Annotated in this window: 15 protein-coding genes; 9 read left to right on the top strand and 6 right to left on the bottom strand. The window is 71.7% G+C overall.

What is annotated here, in order from left to right; translation table 11 throughout:
- The first annotated feature begins 23 nt into the window (after positions 1-23).
- On the top strand, positions 24-3,695 hold the full coding sequence (locus tag FDO65_RS22480) for a ricin-type beta-trefoil lectin domain protein (RefSeq protein ID WP_137448860.1): 3,672 nt from the start codon (positions 24-26) through the stop codon (positions 3,693-3,695).
- A gap of 22 nt (positions 3,696-3,717) precedes the next feature.
- Here FDO65_RS22480 and FDO65_RS08300 read toward each other — a convergent pair whose 3' ends face one another.
- The 5 genes from FDO65_RS08300 to FDO65_RS08280 all read right to left on the bottom strand — a co-directional run bounded on the left by FDO65_RS08300 (position 3,718) and on the right by FDO65_RS08280 (position 8,797).
- Entirely contained in the window at positions 3,718-4,485 is a 768-nt protein-coding gene (locus tag FDO65_RS08300) for a VOC family protein (protein WP_137449640.1), read from the bottom strand.
- A 137-nt stretch (positions 4,486-4,622) separates the two neighbouring features.
- Positions 4,623-6,200, bottom strand: coding sequence for an FAD-dependent oxidoreductase (locus FDO65_RS08295; protein WP_137448859.1), 1,578 nt, complete (start codon positions 6,198-6,200; stop codon positions 4,623-4,625).
- The gene (locus tag FDO65_RS08290) at positions 6,197-7,168 is read right to left on the bottom strand and encodes an FAD:protein FMN transferase (protein WP_137448858.1); all 972 of its coding nucleotides are present in this window, start codon (positions 7,166-7,168) and stop codon (positions 6,197-6,199) included. The genes FDO65_RS08295 and FDO65_RS08290 overlap by 4 nt, the downstream gene beginning before the upstream one ends.
- Positions 7,155-7,781: a hypothetical protein gene (locus FDO65_RS22475; RefSeq protein ID WP_205849847.1), complete on the bottom strand. Its 627-nt coding sequence runs from the start codon at positions 7,779-7,781 to the stop codon at positions 7,155-7,157. The genes FDO65_RS08290 and FDO65_RS22475 overlap by 14 nt, the downstream gene beginning before the upstream one ends.
- 341 nt (positions 7,782-8,122) lie before the next feature.
- On the bottom strand, positions 8,123-8,797 hold the full coding sequence (locus tag FDO65_RS08280; protein WP_137448857.1) for a type 1 glutamine amidotransferase domain-containing protein: 675 nt from the start codon (positions 8,795-8,797) through the stop codon (positions 8,123-8,125).
- A gap of 323 nt (positions 8,798-9,120) precedes the next feature.
- On the opposite strand from FDO65_RS08280, the gene FDO65_RS08275 reads away from it, so the two are divergent.
- From FDO65_RS08275 to FDO65_RS08255, 5 genes are all read left to right on the top strand, one after another.
- On the top strand, positions 9,121-11,220 hold the full coding sequence (locus FDO65_RS08275) for an acyltransferase family protein (RefSeq protein ID WP_137448856.1): 2,100 nt from the start codon (positions 9,121-9,123) through the stop codon (positions 11,218-11,220).
- Positions 11,221-11,270: 50 nt separating this feature from the next.
- Positions 11,271-12,509 carry an aminopeptidase P family protein gene (locus tag FDO65_RS08270; RefSeq protein WP_137448855.1) on the top strand — a complete coding sequence of 413 codons (1,239 nt, stop codon included), beginning with the start codon at positions 11,271-11,273 and terminating at the stop codon, positions 12,507-12,509.
- A gap of 85 nt (positions 12,510-12,594) precedes the next feature.
- Positions 12,595-13,155 carry an elongation factor P gene (efp, locus tag FDO65_RS08265; RefSeq protein ID WP_137448854.1) on the top strand — a complete coding sequence of 187 codons (561 nt, stop codon included), beginning with the start codon at positions 12,595-12,597 and terminating at the stop codon, positions 13,153-13,155.
- A 91-nt stretch (positions 13,156-13,246) separates the two neighbouring features.
- Positions 13,247-13,681 (top strand): transcription antitermination factor NusB, encoded by a 435-nt coding sequence (gene nusB / locus FDO65_RS08260; protein ID WP_137448853.1) that lies wholly within the window; start codon positions 13,247-13,249, stop codon positions 13,679-13,681.
- A gap of 94 nt (positions 13,682-13,775) precedes the next feature.
- Positions 13,776-14,975, top strand: a complete 1,200-nt coding sequence (locus tag FDO65_RS08255; protein WP_137448852.1) for an MFS transporter — start codon at positions 13,776-13,778, stop codon at positions 14,973-14,975.
- Between the two features lie 19 nt (positions 14,976-14,994).
- On the opposite strand, the gene FDO65_RS08250 is transcribed toward FDO65_RS08255, so the two are convergent.
- Positions 14,995-15,891 (bottom strand): helix-turn-helix transcriptional regulator, encoded by an 897-nt coding sequence (locus FDO65_RS08250; RefSeq protein WP_137448851.1) that lies wholly within the window; start codon positions 15,889-15,891, stop codon positions 14,995-14,997.
- Positions 15,892-16,023: 132 nt separating this feature from the next.
- Here FDO65_RS08250 and FDO65_RS08245 point away from each other — a divergent pair, with 132 nt between their 5' ends.
- The 3 genes from FDO65_RS08245 (at position 16,024) to FDO65_RS08235 (ending at position 19,294) form a co-directional block, all read left to right on the top strand.
- Positions 16,024-16,392 carry a hypothetical protein gene (locus FDO65_RS08245; protein ID WP_137448850.1) on the top strand — a complete coding sequence of 123 codons (369 nt, stop codon included), beginning with the start codon at positions 16,024-16,026 and terminating at the stop codon, positions 16,390-16,392.
- Between the two features lie 1,043 nt (positions 16,393-17,435).
- On the top strand, positions 17,436-18,641 hold the full coding sequence (locus FDO65_RS08240) for a sensor histidine kinase (RefSeq protein WP_137448849.1): 1,206 nt from the start codon (positions 17,436-17,438) through the stop codon (positions 18,639-18,641).
- The gene (locus FDO65_RS08235; RefSeq protein ID WP_166442089.1) at positions 18,638-19,294 is read left to right on the top strand and encodes a LuxR C-terminal-related transcriptional regulator; all 657 of its coding nucleotides are present in this window, start codon (positions 18,638-18,640) and stop codon (positions 19,292-19,294) included. Before FDO65_RS08240 ends, FDO65_RS08235 begins: the two co-directional genes overlap by 4 nt.
- Positions 19,295-19,298: the final 4 nt, after the last annotated feature.

Raw genomic sequence — 19,298 nt, 5'->3', positions numbered from 1 at the left:
TCGGCAGGTGGGGGGAACCACGTATGCAGACCATCCGTATCCGGGTAGAGCGCGTCAGACGGAAAGCGGTCGCCATCCTGTCGGCGACCGCACTCGTCGTCACTGGCACGCTGGCGGGGTCCATCCCGGCGGCGGCCGACAACACCACCGTGTCGTACGACAACAACCGGACCGGATGGGACCCGAACCAGCCGGGACTCGGGCCGTCCGACGTCTCCGCGGCGGACTTCGGCCAGCTGTTCGCGACCCAGCTCGACGGCCAGATCTACGCGCAGCCGGTGATCGCCAAGGACACCCTGTTGGCGGTCACCGAGAACAACAAGGCCTACGGGTTGGACCCGAAGAGCGGGGCCATCCGGTGGACCCGGGACGTCGGCCGCCCCTGGCCGGCCTCGGCCATCGGGTGCGGTGACCTGGTTCCCAACATCGGCATCACCGCGACGCCGGTGGTCGACCCGGCTACCGGAACCGCGTACTTCACGTCCAAGGTCAACGACGGCCCGACGGTCGACCAGCCCAGTTGGTACATGCACGCCGTCGACATCACGACCGGCCGGGAACGGTCCGGCTTCCCGACGAAGATCGCCGGCAGCCCGACGAACAACCCCGCCAACACGTTCAACGCCAAGACGGCGATGCAGCGGCCGGGTCTGCTGCTGCTGGACGGGGTCGTCTACGCCTCCTTCGCCAGTCACTGCGACTACGGCGCCTACGTCGGTTACGTGATCGGCTTCGACGCGACGAGCGGCCGCCAAACCACCATGTGGGCGACGGAGACCGGATCGTCCAGCGACGGGGCCGGCATCTGGCATTCCGGCGGTGGGCTGGTCTCCGACGGGCCCGGTCGCATCTTCTTCACCACCGGCAACGGCGTCTCGCCGCCGCCCGGTCCGGGCCAGTCCCCGCCGGGCACCCTCGGCGAATCGGTCGTTCGCCTCCAGGTCAACTCGGACCGTTCCCTGGTGTCCAAGGATTTCTTCAGCCCGGTCAACAACACCAACCTCGACCGCGACGACGTCGACTTCGGATCCGGCTCGCCGATGGCGATCCCGGACGGTTTCGGCACGGCCGCGAATCCCCACCTGATGGTGCAGGTCGGCAAGGACGGTCGGGTGTTCCTGCTGGACCGGGACAAGCTCGGCGGGATGGGGCAGGGGCCGGGCAAGACCGACGCCGTGCTGCAGACCGTCGGCCCCTACAACGGCGTCTGGGGACATCCCGCGTTCTGGGGCGGCGACGGCGGCTACGTCTACATGGTGACGAACGGCGGGCCGCTGTCGGCGTTCAAGATCGGCGTGGCCGGCAACGGCCTGCCGTCGCTGACCCGGACCGGGACCAGCACCGGCTGGTTCGGCTACACCTCGGGATCCCCGGCGGTGACGTCGGACGGGACGAAGTCGGGCACCGCCCTGGTGTGGGCCGTGTACAGCAGCGGGTCGAACGGTTCCGGCGGTCAGATCCGGGCCTTCGAGGCGGTGCCGCGCAACGGCCAGATGGTGCTGCGCTACTCGGCGCCGATCGGCACCGCGACCAAGTTCGCCAAGCCGGCCACGGACGGGGGCCGGGTCTACACCGGCACGCGGGACGGCGTGGTGTTCGGGTTCGGCCGGCCGACGACGGTCGCGCTGTCCGGGTCGCCCACCGACTTCGGTTCGGTCGCGGTCGGTGCGACGGCGACGAAGTCGGTGACGGTCACCGCCGTCCGCGACGTCACGGTCACCGGCGTCTCCACCTCGGGCGACGGGTTCCGGGCGGGCGGGGTCACCGTTCCGGCCCAGCTGAAGACCGGGCAGACCCTGACCGTCCCGGTCAGTTTCACCCCGGGCACTCCGACCTCCTTGTCCGGCGCCCTGAACTTCGCCACCAGCGCGGGGCCACTGGGCTTCGACCTGCACGGCCTGGGGACCCGGGACGGTCTGCTGTCCACCCCGGCGTCGCTGGACTTCGAGGAGGTCCCGACGGGCGGCGTGGTGACCCTGAGCGCGAACATCACCAACACGGGGACGACCAGCACCACCATCACCGGGGTCGACCTGCCACCGGCGCCCTACCGGGTGGCCGCACCGCCGACCGTGGGTTCCACCATCGCCGCCGGACAGTCGGTGTCGGTGCCGATCGCGTTCGCGCCGACCGCGGCGGGCACGGTGGACACCGCGCTGGTCGTGCGCTCGTCGACCGGAACCGTGCGGGTCCCGCTGTCGGGTGAGGGGGTCGTCGGCGCACCGAAGCTGACCCTCACGCCGAACGTCATCGATTTCGGGGCGGTGCCCGTGGGGCAGACGGCGACCAAGTACTTCGACATCGTCAACGAGGGCAACCTCGCGCTCACCCTGAACAAGGCGGCCCCGCCGGCCGCACCGTTCGACGTGGCCGACCCGGTCGCCGAGGGACAGGAACTGGAGCCCCTCGACACGATCCGGCAGGCGGTGTCGTTCAAGCCGACGGCGTCCGGCGAGGTCACCGGGACGTACATCATCACGGGTAACGACGGCCAGGGCGCCCAGCAGGTGCAGGTCCGCGGCACCGGGACGTCCGGGGCGGCCGGGCAGGTCGTCGGGCCGGGCGGCAAGTGCCTGGACGTGCGGGAGGCGCGCTCGGCGGACGGGACGCCGGTGCAGATCTACACCTGCAACGGCAGTGGGGCCCAGAAGTGGACCGTGCGGTCGGACCAGAGCCTGCGGGCGTTCGGGAAGTGCCTGGACGTCGCGGGCGGCGGCACCACCAACGGCACCCCCGTGCAGCTGTGGAGCTGCAACGGCTCCGGCGCCCAGGTCTGGGTGCCGCAGGGTGACGGCTCGCTGCGCAACCCGCAGTCCGGCCGCTGCCTGGACGTCCCCGGCGGCAACGCGGTGGACGGCCAGCGTCTGCAGCTGTGGGACTGCAACGGTTCGGGCGCCCAGCAGTGGCGGGTCGCCAGCAGCGTGATCGCCTCCGGTCCGGTCGTCGGGCCGCAAGGGTCCTGCCTGGACGTCCGCGGCGGCAACCCGACCGACGGCGCCCGGGTGCAGCGGTGGGACTGCAACGGCACCGAGGCGCAGACCTGGAACGTCGGGAGCGATCAGACGGTCCGCGCGCTGGGCAAGTGCCTGGACGTGGCCGGCGGCGGGACCGTCAACTTCGCGCCGGTCCAGATCTGGACGTGCAACGGATCCGGTGCCCAGGTGTGGGTGCAGCAGGGACTGGCGCTGAAGAACCCGCAGTCGGGTCGCTGCCTGGACATCCCGGGCGGCAACCTGGCCAAGGGGGTCGCGCTGCAGCTCTACGACTGCAACAGCACGGTGGCGCAGCGCTGGTCGCTGCCGGTGTCGTCGATCGCGGTCGGGCAGATCATCGGGCTCGCCGGCAAGTGCGCGGACGTCCGGGAGGCCCGGACGGACGACGGGACCCCCGTGCAGCTGTACGCCTGCAACACCAGCAAGGCCCAGCAGTGGAACGTCTCGAGCGACCGCACCCTTCGCGCCCAGGGCAAGTGCCTGGACGTGGCCGGCGGCGGGACGACGAACGGTTCGGCCCTGCAGATCTACACCTGCAACGGCAGCGGTGCCCAGGTCTGGGTCGAGCAGGGCGACACCCTGCGGAACCCGCAGTCCGGCAAGTGCCTGGATGTTCCGGCCGGGAACCCGGCCAACGGGAACCGCCTGCAGATCTGGGACTGCAACGGCAGCGCGGCCCAGCGGTGGGCTCTCCCGGTCTGACCGGGTGCGCGGCGCGACCCGGTCAGTCGGGTGACAACCCGCTGACCGGGTCGCGGTCGGTGATGCAGTAGGCCAGCCCGGCCGGGTCGGTCAGCACGGTGAAGTCGTCGTGCACGGCGTGGACGACGGCGCCTAGCCGGGTCTGCCGCTCGGTCTCCGCCGCCCGGTCGGTGCTGGCCAGGTCCAGGTGTGCGGTGGCCGGCCCGCGACCCCGGTCTAGCCGGTGCAGCATGATGCGCAGCGGCTGGCCTTCCGGTCGCAGCAGCGGCCGGAACGGCCCCGCCCAGTGCGGCCGCAACGGCTCCCAACCGGTGAGGGCGGCCCAGAACCCGACCTCCCGATCGGCGTCGTCCGGGGCGACGTCGACGGTGATCTGGTCGACCAGCGACAGGTGCCCGGCCCACGGCGACGGCGGCGGGCGATGCCAGCGCGTGCCCGGTGCGGCGGCGAACGGCACCAGGCAGAAGACGAGTCCGGCGGGCGAGCGCAGCACCACCACGTCCCCGTCGTCCCACCGGTGCACCACGGTCGCTCCGGACGACACCGCCGCCGTGGTCCCGGCCTCCAAGTCGGCGACATGCAGATCCAGATGCACTCGCGCGGGCCCGTCGGCCAGCCGCTGCACCCGCAGGAACCCGTCGCCCGCACCGGGGACCAGCGTCGCGAACTCCCGGTGATCCCCGCGCGACGGGGACAGCGTGCTGCCCGTCACCCGCTCCCAGAACCGGGCTCCCGCCGGGTGAACAGCCGCCGGGAAGTCGAGAAACGCGGTGGTCCAGCGCACGTCCATCACCGGACCACGGTAACCACACGACCCCCTGCCCCGAAGTGGGCCTGGCGCTCGCTGCGGCTCAGTGTCTGATGTTCGCCTGGCGCTCGCTGCGCTCCTCGGCGCCGGGGGCGCCTGCGATGCTCGCTCGCTGCGGCTCAGTACCCCACGAAGGCGTCGGTCCGCACTTTCCGGGCGCCGAGCTGACGCAGGGTGGCGGACAACGCGTTCACCATCACCGGTGGGCCGGAGACGTAGGCGACGCGGCGGTCGACGTCCGGGACGTGTTCGCGCAACGTGTCCGCGGTGAGGAACCCTTCCACCGGCACCCAGCCGTCGGGCAGATCCACCGAGGCCACCCGGGGGGCGGCCAGCACCACCGGGACACCCAGGTCGACCAGGTCGTCCCGGTAGGGGATCTCGTCGGGGTCGGTGACCCCGTAGGCCAGGACGACGTCACGGCCCTGCTGCACGCATTCCGCGAGCTGGGTCAGGTACGGCGTGATGCCGATGCCGCCGGCGACCAGCAGTAGCGGCTGACTGCGGTCGGTGGGCAGGGTGAACTCACCGGCCACGGTCGTGGCCCGCAGGTGGGTGCCGACAGGCAGGTCGCCCAGGGCCCGCTTGAATGAGCTGGTGTGGCCGGGCGGGAGCTTGATGCCGACGGCGACCGACGACCCGTCCGGGGTGGCCGAGGCGATGGAGAACACCCGCCGGGAGCCGCGGGAGTCGACCTTGCGATGGGGCAGCGTGAGTTCCAGCCACTGGCCGGGCCGGTACCGCACCGGATGATCGGGGGTGAAGACGAACTCCGTGGTGGTCGGTCCGAACGAGCGTCGCCCGGACAGGGTGAGGCTCAGACCCCGCCGCCGGGCCAGCGCGAAGGCCACGACGTTCCCGACCAGCAGCGCGGTCTCCGGGGTGAGCGACAGCAGGCCGACGTGCAGGCTGACCAGGGTGGGCAGGGCGACGAGGACGCCGACCAGGGCCGCGACGGCCAGTTGCTGGCCGCGGGTGGGGGGCAGCGTCAGCGGCTCGGTGAGCATGAACCCGCCGAGGAAGACGATCGGGCTGGCGACGAAGGCGTACTGCAGCGCTCCGGCGAGGTCGGTCCCGCCGGACATGCTGAAGACGACGGTGAGCGCCCCGGCGACGACGATGAACAGTGCGACGACGGGGAGCTTGCCGGTGCGGTAGGCGATCAGCAGGACCAGCGGCGCGACGAGGTAGAGCAGCGGCTCGGTGGCCACCCACCACACCCCGCCGGTCAGCCCGAGCAGGGTGACCAGCAGCACGCCGGCGGCGGCCGGGTTGAGGATGTGCCGGCCGCGCCAGGCCACCAGGTACTTCGAGGCCGACGCGGCGAACGCGGCCAGTGCGATGGCCAGCAGCTTCAGCGGTTCGGTGCTCGGCCAGAGCAGGAAGTAGAGCAGTCCGGCGGTGACCAGCGCGGACTCGGTGTGCGGGGTGACGCCGAACAGCGCGCCGTAGAGCCGTCCCGAGGCCAGGGTGACGACGACGAGCACGGCCAGGGTCAGGGCCAGCGCGGCCGGGGTGTAGAAGATCGCCCCGGTCAACGACAGTACGAACGAGAGGACGACGAGCGCGGCGAGGCCGAGGACGACGAGCCGGTACATGGTGACCCGCCCCAGCAGTCGGTCGAGGGTGGTGCGCGCCGCCACCAGCGGCGGCGCGGTGGGGGCGGCGGAGCTCCCGCGGTTCGTGCTCACGCTCATCGGAACAACTCTCCTTCGAAGGTGGGCGACCAGGTGGCCGATCCGTCGGCCGCGACGCGCACCCAATCGGCGCCGAACGCCTCGGCGAGGTCGCGGCTCGCGACGGGATCGGTGAAGAACAGGGCGGTGGCCAGCCCGTCGGCCACCAGGGCCGAACCGGCGATCACCCAGGTGGCGAGCACGGCCGAGGTGGGCGCGCCCGTGCGGGGGTCGACGATGTGGTGGAGCACCCGGCCGGACCCGGGCCCTTCGGGTGTCGACCACCGGCGGCGATTGCCGGCCGATGCGGCCAGTGCGTCGTCGGACAGCGGTGCGACGCCGATGACCTGGTCGGGGACGAACGGATGCTCCAGGCCCACCCGCAGGGCGTCGTCCGGGTCTCCGGACGGGGCTCGATGACGCAGGTCTCCGGATCCGTCGACCACCCAGGAGTCGATCCCGAACGACGTCAGCAGGTCGCCCACGATGTCCACCAGGTGGCCCTTGCCGGCGGCCCCGACGTCCAGCACGACGGAGCGCCGGGTGGTGACGACGGGTCCGTCCCAGGTCATGGCCTCGTCCCAGGCCGGGGTGGCGCGGGGGGCGGCGACCGGTCGGAAGGTGTAGTCGCTGTCGTAACCGAGGTCGGCCAGGGTGCCGCCGATCAGCGGGGTGACGGCTCCGCCGGTGCCGTCGTAGAGCCGCCGATAGAGCTCGAGCAGGGGCAGGACGTCCGGGGGGAACTCGACGGTGCCCGGTCCGGCGGTCAGCCGGCTGACCAGCGAGTCGTCCCGGAAACGCGAGTAGCAGCGGTCGTAGGTGTCGATGCGCTCATCGATGTCGGTCCATTCGGCGACGGACAGCGCCCGGTCGGTGTCGATCTGCCACCGGGTCCCCAGGGCGGCGAAGTCCCGCCGGAACGGCCGGGGACCGGGTCGGTCGACGGTGTCGACCGACCCGGTGACCGCGGTGCCGTCAGGCCTTGGCATCGGTCTTGATGGTCTGCAGGGCCTGGTTGAAGCCGCCGGAGGTCAGGGACGAGCCGGCGACCTTGCTGAGCGAGACGTCGTCGACGTTCTTGCCGACGATCTGCCCGGCGAAGTTGGCCAGGAACTGGCCCTGGTACTCGACGGACTGTGGCCGGGTGGCGTTGCTCTTACCGGTCGCGTCGGTGATGGCGTCGCCGGCGATGGTCAGGGTGATCTCGACGGACTCCTCGCCGCCCGGGCTCTGGTAGCTGCCGGTGGCGGTGTAGGTGCCGTCCTTGTATTCGGTGGCCGCGGCGGCGGCGCTGCTCTCCGCGCTCGTGGAGGCCGGTGCGGCGGAGCTGGCGGCGGCCGAGGATGACGCCGCGCTGCTGGTGGCCGAGGAGGCGGCGGAGGTGGCGGCGGCGCTGGTGGACGCGGGGGCGGCCGTGGTGGTCGCGCCGGCGGTGGTGGTGGGGGTCGAGCTGCAGGCGACGATGCCGGTGCTCAGGGCGCCGAGCAGGGTCCACCCGGCCAGCGAGGCGTAGGTCGTCCGACGGCGGCGGGCCTGGCGACCCCGGGCGAGCTCGGCCGGGGCGACCGGGCTGTCCGTGCTGGGGGAGTGGTCGTTCGTCATGTGGTGGCTCCTGCTGGTGTTCGGGGGCCCGAAGCCCGGACCCGGGATGCGCCGGCCCCCGACGTCCTCGTCGGACGGGGCGGAGTCGTTGCGTCGGCGGTGACGGAATGCATCACCGCGACGACACCACGCTAGATGAACGTTTGAGTTTCTCGCCGGTTCCGACCCTGAGGGGTTGCTGTGAAGACACTGGGCCCCGCTGATCATCGGACCCGGGCTCAGCGTCGCGGGCCACGGCGACCGCGGGCAATCCCCAGGATTGGGCCCACGGTGGCCCGGTGGACCACCCGGGCCGTCCCGGACCGCCGTCGGAAGCACCACGGTCCGGGACGTTCGTCCGGTCAGCGCTGTTGCAGCAGCGTGACCACCTCGCGGCCCAGGGCGGCGGCGGACTGCGGGTTCTGGCCGGTGACCAGACGACCGTCCACCTGGACCTGCTCGGTGAACTTCGGGCCGGGGACGTGCTCGGCCCCGGCGGCGGTGAGCCGGTCAGCCAGCAGGAACGGAACGACGTCGGTGAGCTCGACGGCGGCCTCCTCCTCGTTGGTGAACCCGGCGACGCGGCGCCCGGCGATCAGCGGGGTGCCGTCGGACAGGGTCATGTTCACCAGGCCGGACGGGCCGTGGCAGACGGCGGAGACGATGCCGCCGTTCTCCCAGACGGAGCGGCCGAGCGCGGCGAGTGCCGGGCTGTCGGGGAAGTCCCACATGGTGCCGTGCCCGCCGACCAGCACGATGGCGTCGTACTCGGCCGGGTCGACCTCGTCGAGCTTGCGGGTGTCGGCCAGTTGCTCGGCCATCCGCGGATCGGCCAGGAAGTCCTTCTGGATCTGGTCGCTGTCGTCGTAGCCGTCCTGCGGCGGGGTGCCACCGGAGATGGACGCGAGGTCGACGGTGAAACCGGCGTCGACGAATTCCTTCCACGGATGGGCGGCCTCGCCGACGAAGTACCCGGTCTTGCGGACGCCGCCGAGGTCGTCGTGGCTGGTGAGGACGAGAAGGACGCGGGGGGACATGGGACCTCCGAAAGGGGTGGGGGTGGGAGTGGGGCGGCTGCTCGATCGTTCCGTGACCGGATCCGGGGCGGGGTAAACGGTGTGAGGTCAGCCCGGCGACTCGACCAACCTGGCCCGAGCCGTGCGTATTCCGTCGTCGGCGGCCGGGCCGACCACGGTCGGGAAGCGCCCCCGGGCACGGGCTGTGCGGTTTCTCTCCCTTGTGACCACTCTCGGAAACGCTGACGTCACTCAGCGCTGCCTGTCGCCCGCTAGGGTTCCCCCGTTCGAGGTCGTGGTTGACGAAGCGAAGGGCTGGTCCCGACGCGGCGAGGAGAGTGCCCGTGGCGTTCCAGGTGCGGACCCGAGCCGCCACCCCGATCGACCCGCCGGACCACGGTGCGCCCCGACGAGAGCTGCGGACCGACATCCAGGGCCTGCGCGCCGTCGCGGTCGGCCTCGTGGTGCTGTTCCACCTGGGGGTGCCGTTCCTGCCCGGCGGCTACGTCGGGGTCGACGTCTTCTTCGTCATCTCCGGGTTCCTCATCACCTCGCACCTGGCCCGGGAGGTGACCGGCACCGGCCGCCTGCGGTTCGGCCGGTTCTACGCCCGCCGCATCCGGCGCATCATCCCGGTCGCGCTGGTCGTCGCGGTGGCCACCTTCGCCGTAGCCCTGCTGGTGTCCTCGCCGTTGCGCCTGGAACGGATCGCCGCCGACGCGGCCAGCGCGGCGCTGTACGTCCCCAACATGTGGCTGGCCCTCAACGGCACGAGCTACCTCACCGACAGCAACGAGTCGCCGTACCAGCAGTACTGGTCGCTGGGGGTGGAGGAGCAGTTCTATCTGATCTGGCCGGCGCTGCTGGTCGGGCTGTTCCTGCTGGCCCGCCGCCGGTCGGGTCGCCCGTGGCGGCTGCTCGGCGTCGGGGTCACGGCCCTGGTGCTCGTCTCCCTGGCGGCCAGCGTCTGGTTCACCCCGACCCGGCAGGCCTGGGCGTTCTTCTCGCTGCCCACCCGCGCCTGGGAGTTCGGCGTCGGCGCGCTGCTGGCCCTGCTGCTGCTGGCCCGGGCGGCCGGCGATCAGCGCTGGTCGGTCCCCGCGCCGGTGCGGGCGACGGCCGGCTGGCTCGGCCTGCTGGTGCTGGTCGGGGTGGCCCTGGTCTACGACGCGCAGACCACCTTCCCCGGCTCCGCCGCCGTGCTGCCGGTCGCGGCCACCGCCCTGGTGATCGCGGCCGGGTCGTTCGGGCCGGTGACCGGGGGCGGCGGGGTGCTGCTGGACCGGGCGCCGATGCAGTTCGTGGGCCGCATCTCCTACAGCGTCTACCTCTGGCACTGGCCGGTGATCGTCTTCGCCACGGAACTCTGGGGGCCGCCCGGGCTCCTGTCCGGCACCGTGATGCTCGCGGTCACCGTGCTGCTGTCGATGGCCAGCTACCGGTTCGTGGAGGAACCGTTCCGCTCCGGTTTCGGTGCCGGGTCCTTCCGGGCCGGCCTGCCGTCCCGCACGGTCATCGTCGCCGCGCTGGTCACCGCCCTGGTGCTGGCCGCCGGCTTCGTCGGCCTCGGCAAGCTGGCCAGCCGGGGAGAGCTCGACGCGGGACGCCCGGCGGCGACCGGGGAACCGACCGCACCGCCGGTCTTCACCCCGTACGTCCCGGACAACCTGGTGCCGTCGCTGCGGGCGGCCTCGTCCGACGTCCCCGTCCTGTACGGCGACGGGTGCGTGCTCGACTTCGTGACCACCCGCATCCCCGACTGCACCTACGGCGACCCGAACGGCACGTCGACGATCGTGCTGTTCGGCGACTCGCACGCCGCCCAGTGGTTCCCGGCCGTCGAGCGCTACGCGCTGGACCGCCAGGCCACGCTGGTCGTCTTCACCCGCTCCGCCTGTCCCGCGGCGGACGTCCGGATGTCCTCGCCCAACGGGGCCTACCCGCAGTGCGACGCCTGGCGCAGCGCGGTCCTGGACCGCATCGACGCCCTCGACCCGGCCCTGGTGGTGACCTCGAACTACGACTCGTTCGGTTTCCTGGCCGGGCGGCGTTCGGCCGACGACCTGCCGACCTGGCGGGCCGGTGTGCAGCGCACGCTGGAACGGCTGCCCGCCGGCCGGACGGTGATGATGGCCGACACGCCCCACTTCGCCGATGCCCCGAGCAACTGCCTGGCCGCCCATCTGGACGACACCGCGGCCTGTGCGCTGCCCAGGGCCGAGGCCCTGAACGGCGAGATCCGGGAAGCGAGCGCGGCCGCCGCCGCGGCCGCCGGAGTGCCGATGGTCGACCTCCTCGACCACCTGTGCACCGACACCACCTGCGGCCCGATCGCCGGCAACCGCCTGCTCTACCGCGACGTGCACCATCTGGGGGCGGCCATGGTCGACGCGCTCGCGCCGGTGATCGAGCAGCGACTGGATGCGGCCCGGTCGACGGGCTGAGCCGTTCCGGCCGGGTCCGGGCGGTGCCCCGCCGCCTAGGATGAGCAGCGATGACGTCTTCGCAGCACGACTCCCGCCCACCCGTCGTACCGTCGCCGCCGGCGGCGTCGGCCACCTCGACCGGGTCGCCCACCAGTACCCGCCGCGCCCGCCTGCGGGCGGTGCTGCGGGAACGGGGCCTGGACGGTCTGCTGGTCACCGACCTGGTCAATGTCCGCTACCTCACCGGTTTCACCGGGTCCAACGGTGCGCTGCTGGTGATGGCCGACGACGACGCGGACGACGGCGACCTAGTGCCCGACGACGCCGGTTCGTCGGGCCCGGACTCTGCGTCAGGGGTGGCCGACGGCGACCGCACCCGGTTCTGCACCGACGGCCGGTACACCACCCAGTCCGCCGCGGAGGTCCCGGACCTGCCCCGGCTGATCGGCCGGCCGGTCGACACCGCCCTGCTGCGGACCACCGCGGCGGGCGTCATCGGTTTCGAGGCCGATGCGGTCAGCGTGTCCGCCCACGGGGCGTTGCGCCGGGTCGTCGACGACCGGGGTGGTGACGTCGAGCTGACGGCCACGTCCGGTCTGGTCGAGGAGCTGCGGGCGGTCAAGGACCCGGGGGAGATCGACGCCCTGCTGCGGGCCTGCGGGGTGGCCGACCAGGCGTTCGCCGAACTGATCGAGGCGGGCGGCATCCGGCCCGGTCGCACCGAACGTGAGGTCGGCCTCGACCTCGACCAGCGGATGCGGGTGCTGGGGGCCTCGGATCCGTCGTTCGAGACGATCGTGGCCACCGGCGCGAACAGCGCCATCCCGCACCACCGTCCCACCGCCGCCGTCCTCGGCGCCGGCGATCTGGTGAAGTTCGATTTCGGCGCGACCGTCGACGGCTACCACTCGGACATGACCCGCACCGTCGTGCTCGGTGAACCGGCCGACTGGCAGCGGGAGATCCACCACCTGGTGCTGGCGGCCCAGCGGGCCGGGCGCGAGGCCTGCGTGGTCGGCGCGAACGGCGCGGACATCGATCAGGCCAGTCGCGGCGTGATCATCGACGCCGGCTACGGCGACCGTTTCACCCACGGACTCGGACACGGGGTGGGGTTGCAGGTGCACGAAGCGCCATCATTGGCGGCCGGATCGGCCAGTATCATGGCCGCCGACATGTGCGTCACCGTCGAACCCGGGGTGTACCTGCCCGGCCGGGGTGGAGTGCGCATCGAGGACAGTGGCGTGGTCGGTCCGGACGGTTACCTCGTCCTGACGCTGACCGCCCGGGAACTGCGGATCCTGTAGTCGCCCGGTCGGCGCGGGCGCCGTCCCACCAGCCGGCCCGGCACACCGGGTCGCCACCGAACTGATCGAAAGGCATTGCAAGCACATGGCTTCCACCGCGGACTTCAAGAACGGCCTCGTCCTCAACCTCGAGGGCCAGCTCTGGACGATCACCGAGTTCCAGCACGTCAAGCCGGGCAAGGGCCCTGCCTTCGTCCGCACCACGCTCAAGAACGTGCTGTCGGGCAAGGTCGTCGACAAGACGTTCAACGCCGGCGTCAAGGTCGACACCGCGACCGTCGACAAGCGGGACATGACCTTCCTCTACAAGGACGGCACCGACTTCGTCTTCATGGACGGCGACACCTACGAGCAGATCCACATCCCGGCCCAGACGGTCGGCTCGGCCGCCGACTACCTGCTGGAGAACCAGGTCGCGCTGGTCGCGCAGAACGAGGGTGTGGTCCTGTACGTCGAGCTGCCCGCCTCGGTCGAGCTCGTCGTCCAGCACACCGACCCGGGCCTGCAGGGCGACCGGTCCACCGGCGGCACCAAGCCGGCGACCCTGGAGACCGGCGCGGAGATTGCCGTGCCGCTGTTCCTCAACACCGGCGACAAGATCAAGGTGGACACCCGCGACGGCCGTTACCTCGGTCGCGTGAACTGACGTTCCGACCTCCCGGCCGCGTCGGCTTCCTGCCGGCGCGGCCTGCCGCATTTTTCTAGACAGCGCGAATCACGCAGTGGGGAATGGCCAGATGTCTGCCCGGAGCAAGGCCCGTAAGCGGGCGCTCGACGTGCTGTTCGCGGCCGAGGCACGGGGTGTCGACCCCTTGACGGTGCTGGACGAGCGGCTGCAGCCGCCGACCGGCCCGCAGACCCAGCAGTGGGTGCCGTTGGGGGACTGGGCCGAGGCGCTCGTCCGCGGGGTCACCGCCCACATGGACCGCATCGACGGCCTGATCGCCGAGCACGCCCACGGCTGGACCCTGGACCGGATGCCCGCGGTGGACCGGACGATCCTGCGGATCGCCGTGTACGAGCTCGCCTACGACGCCGACGTGCCGCCGCCGGTCGCGGTCGACGAGGCGGTGCAGTTGGCGAAGACGCTGTCCACCGACGACTCGCCCCGTTTCGTCAACGGGGTCCTCGGCCAGATCCTGGCCATCGCCCCGCGACTGCGCGGCAACTGATTCGCCGCTGCGTCACGGTCGGCGCGGACGATCGGTCGGTCCGCCCGGACGTCCGGTCGGGCGCCGGGGGTCGGGCCGTCCCAGGGTGGAGACCATGTCGTCGACCGATTGCCCGTCCGCCCCGGTGACCGCAGCCGGGCGGCTGCCGTACCTCACCCTCGGCACCCTGATGTTCCTCAGCTTTGCGCTGGTGACCGCCGAGTTCCTGCCCAACGGTGTGCTCACCGAGATGGCCAGGGGGCTCGGCGTCAGCCCGGGGCAGGCCGGTCAGACGGTGACCGTGACCGCCTTCGTCGGCCTGCTGGTCGCCCCCACGATCGGCCTGCTGTTCCCCCGTCTGGATCGGCGGACGCTGCTGGTCGGGTTGGCGGTCGCCGCCGGAACGTCCGGGGTCCTGGCCGCGCTCGCCCCCAACCTGGTGCTGCTCCTGCTGGCCCGGGTCCTGCTGGGTGCGGCCATCAGCGCCTTCTGGGCCATGTCGATCACGGTCGTCGCGCGGGTCGCCGGTGCGGACCGGGTGGGCCGCGGGACCATGTTCACCTCGGCGGGAGTGTCGCTGGCGACGGTGGCCGGGGTGCCGGTGGGCGTGGTGCTCAGCGAGTGGATCGACTGGCGTGCCGCGTTCGGCCTGGTCGGGGCGCTCACCATCGTCCTGGCGATTCCCCTGCGGATGCTGGTGCCGAGTGTCCCGGCGGCACCGACGGCCGGTCCCGGGGTGCTCGCGGAGGTCCTCCGCCGGCCCGGTGTGCTGTCCGGTGTGGTGGGCAACGTGTTCGTGGTGCTCGGGCACTTTGTGGCCTACACCTACGTCCGCCCGGCGCTGGAACGCGGCGGCGACCTCGACGCCGGGCAGATCGTCGTCCTCCTGGCGGTCTTCGGGGCCGGCGGGTTGGTCGGCAACGTGGTCGTGGGGGCCGTCGCCGACCGCCGGTTCCGGACGTTCGCGGTGGGGGCGCCGGTGACCATCGCGGCCGCGTTGGTCGCGGTGTTGACGGTCACCGGGTCGTCGGTGGCGCTGGGGGTGTCGGTCGCGGTGTGGGGATTCGTGTTCGCGTCCTGGTTGATCATCGTCAACGTGTGGGTGGGGCGGCGCATGCCGGATCGGCTGGAGGCCGGGGGCAGCCTGGTCGTCCTGGGCTTCCAGACGGGCATCGTGCTCGCCGCGGGGGTCGGCGGGCTGCTCCTGGACAGCGTCGGGGTGACGGCGAACTACCTGCTCGGCGTGGTGTTGCTGCTGGTCGGAGCCGCGCTGTTCTCCGCGTCCGCCCGGAAGCCCGTCCCGGCCGTCGGCTGACCGGCGCGGCGTCCGCGGCTCACGCCGGCGGGACGCCGCGTCGCTGGTCCCGCCAGGACGACGGGGCCTGCCCGACGTGCCGCCGGAACGCTCGGCTGAATCCCTCGTCGGAGGCGTACCCGAGGGCGCGGGAGGTCTCGGACACCGAATGGCCCAGCTGCAACAGGTCCATGGCCCGCCGGATGCGCACCTCGGTCACGTACCCGGCCGGGCTGCGCCCGAAGGCGGCGCGGAACCGTTCGGACAGGACGGTCCGGGACATGGCGCCGACGAGCGCTAGCCGGTCGACGGTCCAGTCCCGGCCCGGGTCGTCCCGGACGGCGGCGGCGACGCGGTCGAGGAACGCATCGCCGCTCGGAGCCAGTCCGGGACCTGGGGTGTGCACCGTCTGCGCCCAGGCGCGGATGACGGACAACAGCACCGTGGTGACCATGAGCCGGCAGATGACCGGGTCGCCGGCCTGCGAGATGGTGGGGTACTGCTCCCGGGGTCCCAGGTGAGCGGCCAGGGCGGCCGCGGCCGGTTCCAGGCGAACGAACCCGGGGACGTACACGACGGGCGGCAGCGGGGGCAGACCGGCCGGCGGGGCGAAGCGCACGACCGCCGTCGCCAGCCGACCCGGGCCGGGCGACCGCAGCGTGAGGGCGTCGCAGCCGAGGCTGAGGAACGCGTCACCGGCCATCAGGGTCCGCCCGGCTTCCGTCGGCGTCGCCGCACCGGTCGACACCGCGACCGCGCAGGCGGTACGACCAAGGGTGTCGGCCCTGACCTCGCCGTGGGCGACGTAGCCGAGAACGGTGCGGCCGCGGTCGAGATCGACGGTCCCGCCGGGGGACAGACTCCACCGCCGGGTCTGACCGAGATGGACGTCCAGGGACGACAGCGCGTCCTCGAGGGCGACGGAGTCGGGACTCACGTCAGCCGCAACAGATGATCACCGGCCGGTATTCCGGTGGGCGGGACGCGGTCGCGGGTCCGCAGCCTGGACAGCGGGGGCCATGGCACCCTGGGCATCGGGTAGCAGCCCCGAGAGGCCAGGGAGAATGTCATGGCGCAGGACGGACCTGACGACGACGGCTCGCGCCGCGAGCCACGGCAGCGATTCCGCACCCACGCCGAGGTGGTCACGCCCGAGATGGCGCGGGAGCGGGCCGCGGGGGGATCCCCGAACCCGGACGGACGCCTCCTGGATGAAGTGCTGGCGGAGACCGGCGGTCGGTATCAGTACCTGATGGACGACTTGCCCGATCGGGTCACGGCCGACCTGCGGCGGTTCGTCGAGGACACCGGCGACCCGGTTGCCCGGGAAGCGCTGGACAGGGGCCGGGTGGTCGTCCCGTTCGAGCACCTGCGTGGGCTGGACCCGGGCAGCACGAGAATAGTGCTCGGGTTTGGTTTCGGTCTCCGATCCGACTGAGATCGCGTGCGTTCGATCAGCACCCCGTCCTTTTACGGGTAGTGCGCGGGGGGTGCTCATTTTAGCCTTTCCTGAATTCGCCGGACAGCGGCGGACAGGAAAGGGTGGAAACGATGGGTAATGTCAGATCCGTGGGTAACAGAGCCACTGGGGAGCAGCGTCCGTCCTCCACCTGGGGTCGGCGTCTGGTCGTCGGGGCGGCCGGTCTCGCGGCGGCCGCAGCGCTGTCGCTCGGTGTCGCGCCGTCGGCCAGTGCGGCCACACCGGTCGGTGGAGTAGACATGCAGCGAGCATGTTCCATGCAGTACCCGTCGAGCTGGGGTCTGACGGCTACGTACGGAAACCGTTGGGACGCCTACAGTTGGCGCTGTTCGGCGCCGTGGGGATACCGCGGCGGGATCGACGTCAACCGGGCCTGCGCCAACCAGTACGGTCCGGGCGCCTGGTCCGGGTTACGGAACCGGTGGGACGTGTTCTCCTGGTACTGCCAGCGCTAGCCGCTCATGGTGACCGGGGGTGGGGGTCCTCCGGTCACCGTCCGGCCGGGGTTCAACGCCTGCGGGGTGCGCCAGATGCCGGTCGACCGATCTTGGTCCCGGCCGGAACCGCCTGAAGGGCCGACCCCTTCACGTTGCCGATGATGGCCTCGCCCTTTCTTCCGAAGAAGTGGACGACGTGAGACGTCGAGAAGAAGCCGGACGTTCCGGTGACCACGCCTCGAGCACCTTTTTCGACAGCGAATTCGCCGTTGCTGAGTCGGGTCCGGGCGATGACGTTCTGTCCTATTGCGAATGCCATCACAGTCTCCTGTAGCGACGTCGACGGGGCCGACTTCCGTCGGGACCGCTGAAGGTAGCCACAGGAGGGCTAGGTGTCCATCCGTAGACCTACGGGGTGGACCGCCACCCGGTCGGGTGGCACGATGTCGCTCGCCCCGTCACCCGGCGGATGCGACAGGGACCCCGGTCCTGAGGCAGGGATCTGCGCCAGTGGTCGCTTCACAGCTCACGGTCGATCGGACGGGTGAGGACATCTCGCGACCCGTGACCCATGCCTGGTGGCGTGCGGGTTCCCTGCTGCCGACCACGCTGGCCGGGGTCGAGATCGGTCTGCTGACGATCTTTCTGGTCCTTCGTTCGACCGATCTGGTGCAACTTGCCGTGTCGGTACCGGGCGGTCTGCGGTCGTCCACGGCTCCGGCTCTCGACGGCGGGTTGATGGTCGCCTACCTGGCGGAGTCCGTCGCGATCGCGGTGGTGTCCATCCGGCGACGACGTTTTCTGAGCGCCCCCTGGACGGCCGTTGATCTCACGGTCGCGACGGTGGTGATGGTCGCCCAACCGTGGTTCACGGCGGAGGCGACGCGGATCGGGACGTGGGTGGCGTGGGGGTATCCCGTCGGTGTCGGCGCCGCGCTGGCCGCGGGAGTCGGGTTCCCGAGACGGGGGCAGACGCTGACGGCAGTGACGGTGCTGGTCGGCGCATACCTCGCCGTGAGCCTCCCGGCGGTCAGGGACTCCGGGGAGCTCGCCACCGTCTGGAGCAACACCTTCGCCTTCCCGGCGTTCGGGCTCTTCGGCCGGTTGCTGAGCAGCTATCTCCGGCGGCTGGGCCGCGACGCCGATCAGGCCCGGGCCGACGCGGCGCAAGCAGCGGCGCAGGCCATGCTCGATCGGCACCGGCTCCTGCTCCATGACCAGGCCACCGTCCTGCGCCTGCTGGCCCAGCCCGGTCTCGACCCCGCCCTGGCGGGACTGCTCCGCTCGGAGGCCGCTGCCGCCGCCGGGCGTATTCGGATCTTTCTCGGTGATGCCCGTGGGGTGGCGGACCCGGTGTCCTCCACGGACCTCGCCGACCGCTCGGTCGCAGACACCGTGCTGCAGGCGGCATCCGGATTCGGCGACCTCCCGTTGACGATCTCGGTCGACCTCGCCGCTTCCGTCGTCCTCGACGATGAGCGGGCCAAGGTGTTGGGGGCGGCCGTTTGCACGGTGTTGCACAACGTCCGTGTCCACGCGCATGCGCGTCAGGTCATCGTGCATGCGGACGGTGGACCGGGTGGTTCCTGGGAGGTCACGGTGAACGACGACGGGGTCGGGTTCGACCCGGCGGACCAGGAGTGGGGTTTCGGCCTGCGGAGGCAGGTTATGGCCGAGGTCCAGCGCATCGGTGCGTGCGCTCGCATCGACAGTCGGCCGGGTCAGGGCACCACGATCACCATCACTGACCACGGAACCGTCGGCCGATGACAGTCGAGTGGTCGACACTTGCGGTGGCCGTCATCGATGACGACACGGTCATCCGGCAGGGGCTGCCGTTACTGCTCCCACCGGCCCGGTCCATTCGTTCCTTCGCCGATGTCGAGACCTTCCTCGATGCGGCTCCCGAGGTCGATGCGGTCCTCGTCGATCTCGTCCTCTCGGGGACGGGACGACAAGGTGTGCGGCAGGGAGCGGCCGGAGTGCGGGCGGTCGCCGCGTCCGGGTACCGGGCCCTGATCTACACGAATGAGCACCGACGGGAGGTTCTCGCCGGGTGCCTGGCGGCCGGTGCCCGGGGGGTCATCCACAAGGCCGAGGAGATGCCGGCGTTGGTGTCGGCCATCACCGCCGTCGCCGCCGGTGGGACGGTCATCACGCCCGCTCTCGTGGGCCTGGCCGAGGTGGTCGAACGACGTGGCGGCATGCCGGCCCTGAGCCCGCGGCAGCGAGAGGTGCTCTCCGGCCGGGCCCGTGGCCAGTCGTTCCAGGCGATTGCTGATCGGTTGTACATCAGCCGACGGACCGCGGAGGAGCACATGAATCTGGTGGCGGCCAAATTCGTGGACTACCTCAGCACCCATTCAGCCGCCGACCTCGAGCGCCATCTCGGGCTCGGGCCGGGCGACCTGATGGGTCCGTGACCCG

It is taken from the genome of Nakamurella flava (assembly GCF_005298075.1).
Taxonomy (GTDB): Bacteria; Actinomycetota; Actinomycetes; order Mycobacteriales; family Nakamurellaceae; genus Nakamurella; species Nakamurella flava.
Note: the sequence above shows the minus strand (reverse complement) of the source record. Positions and strands in the feature narration are given on the sequence as shown.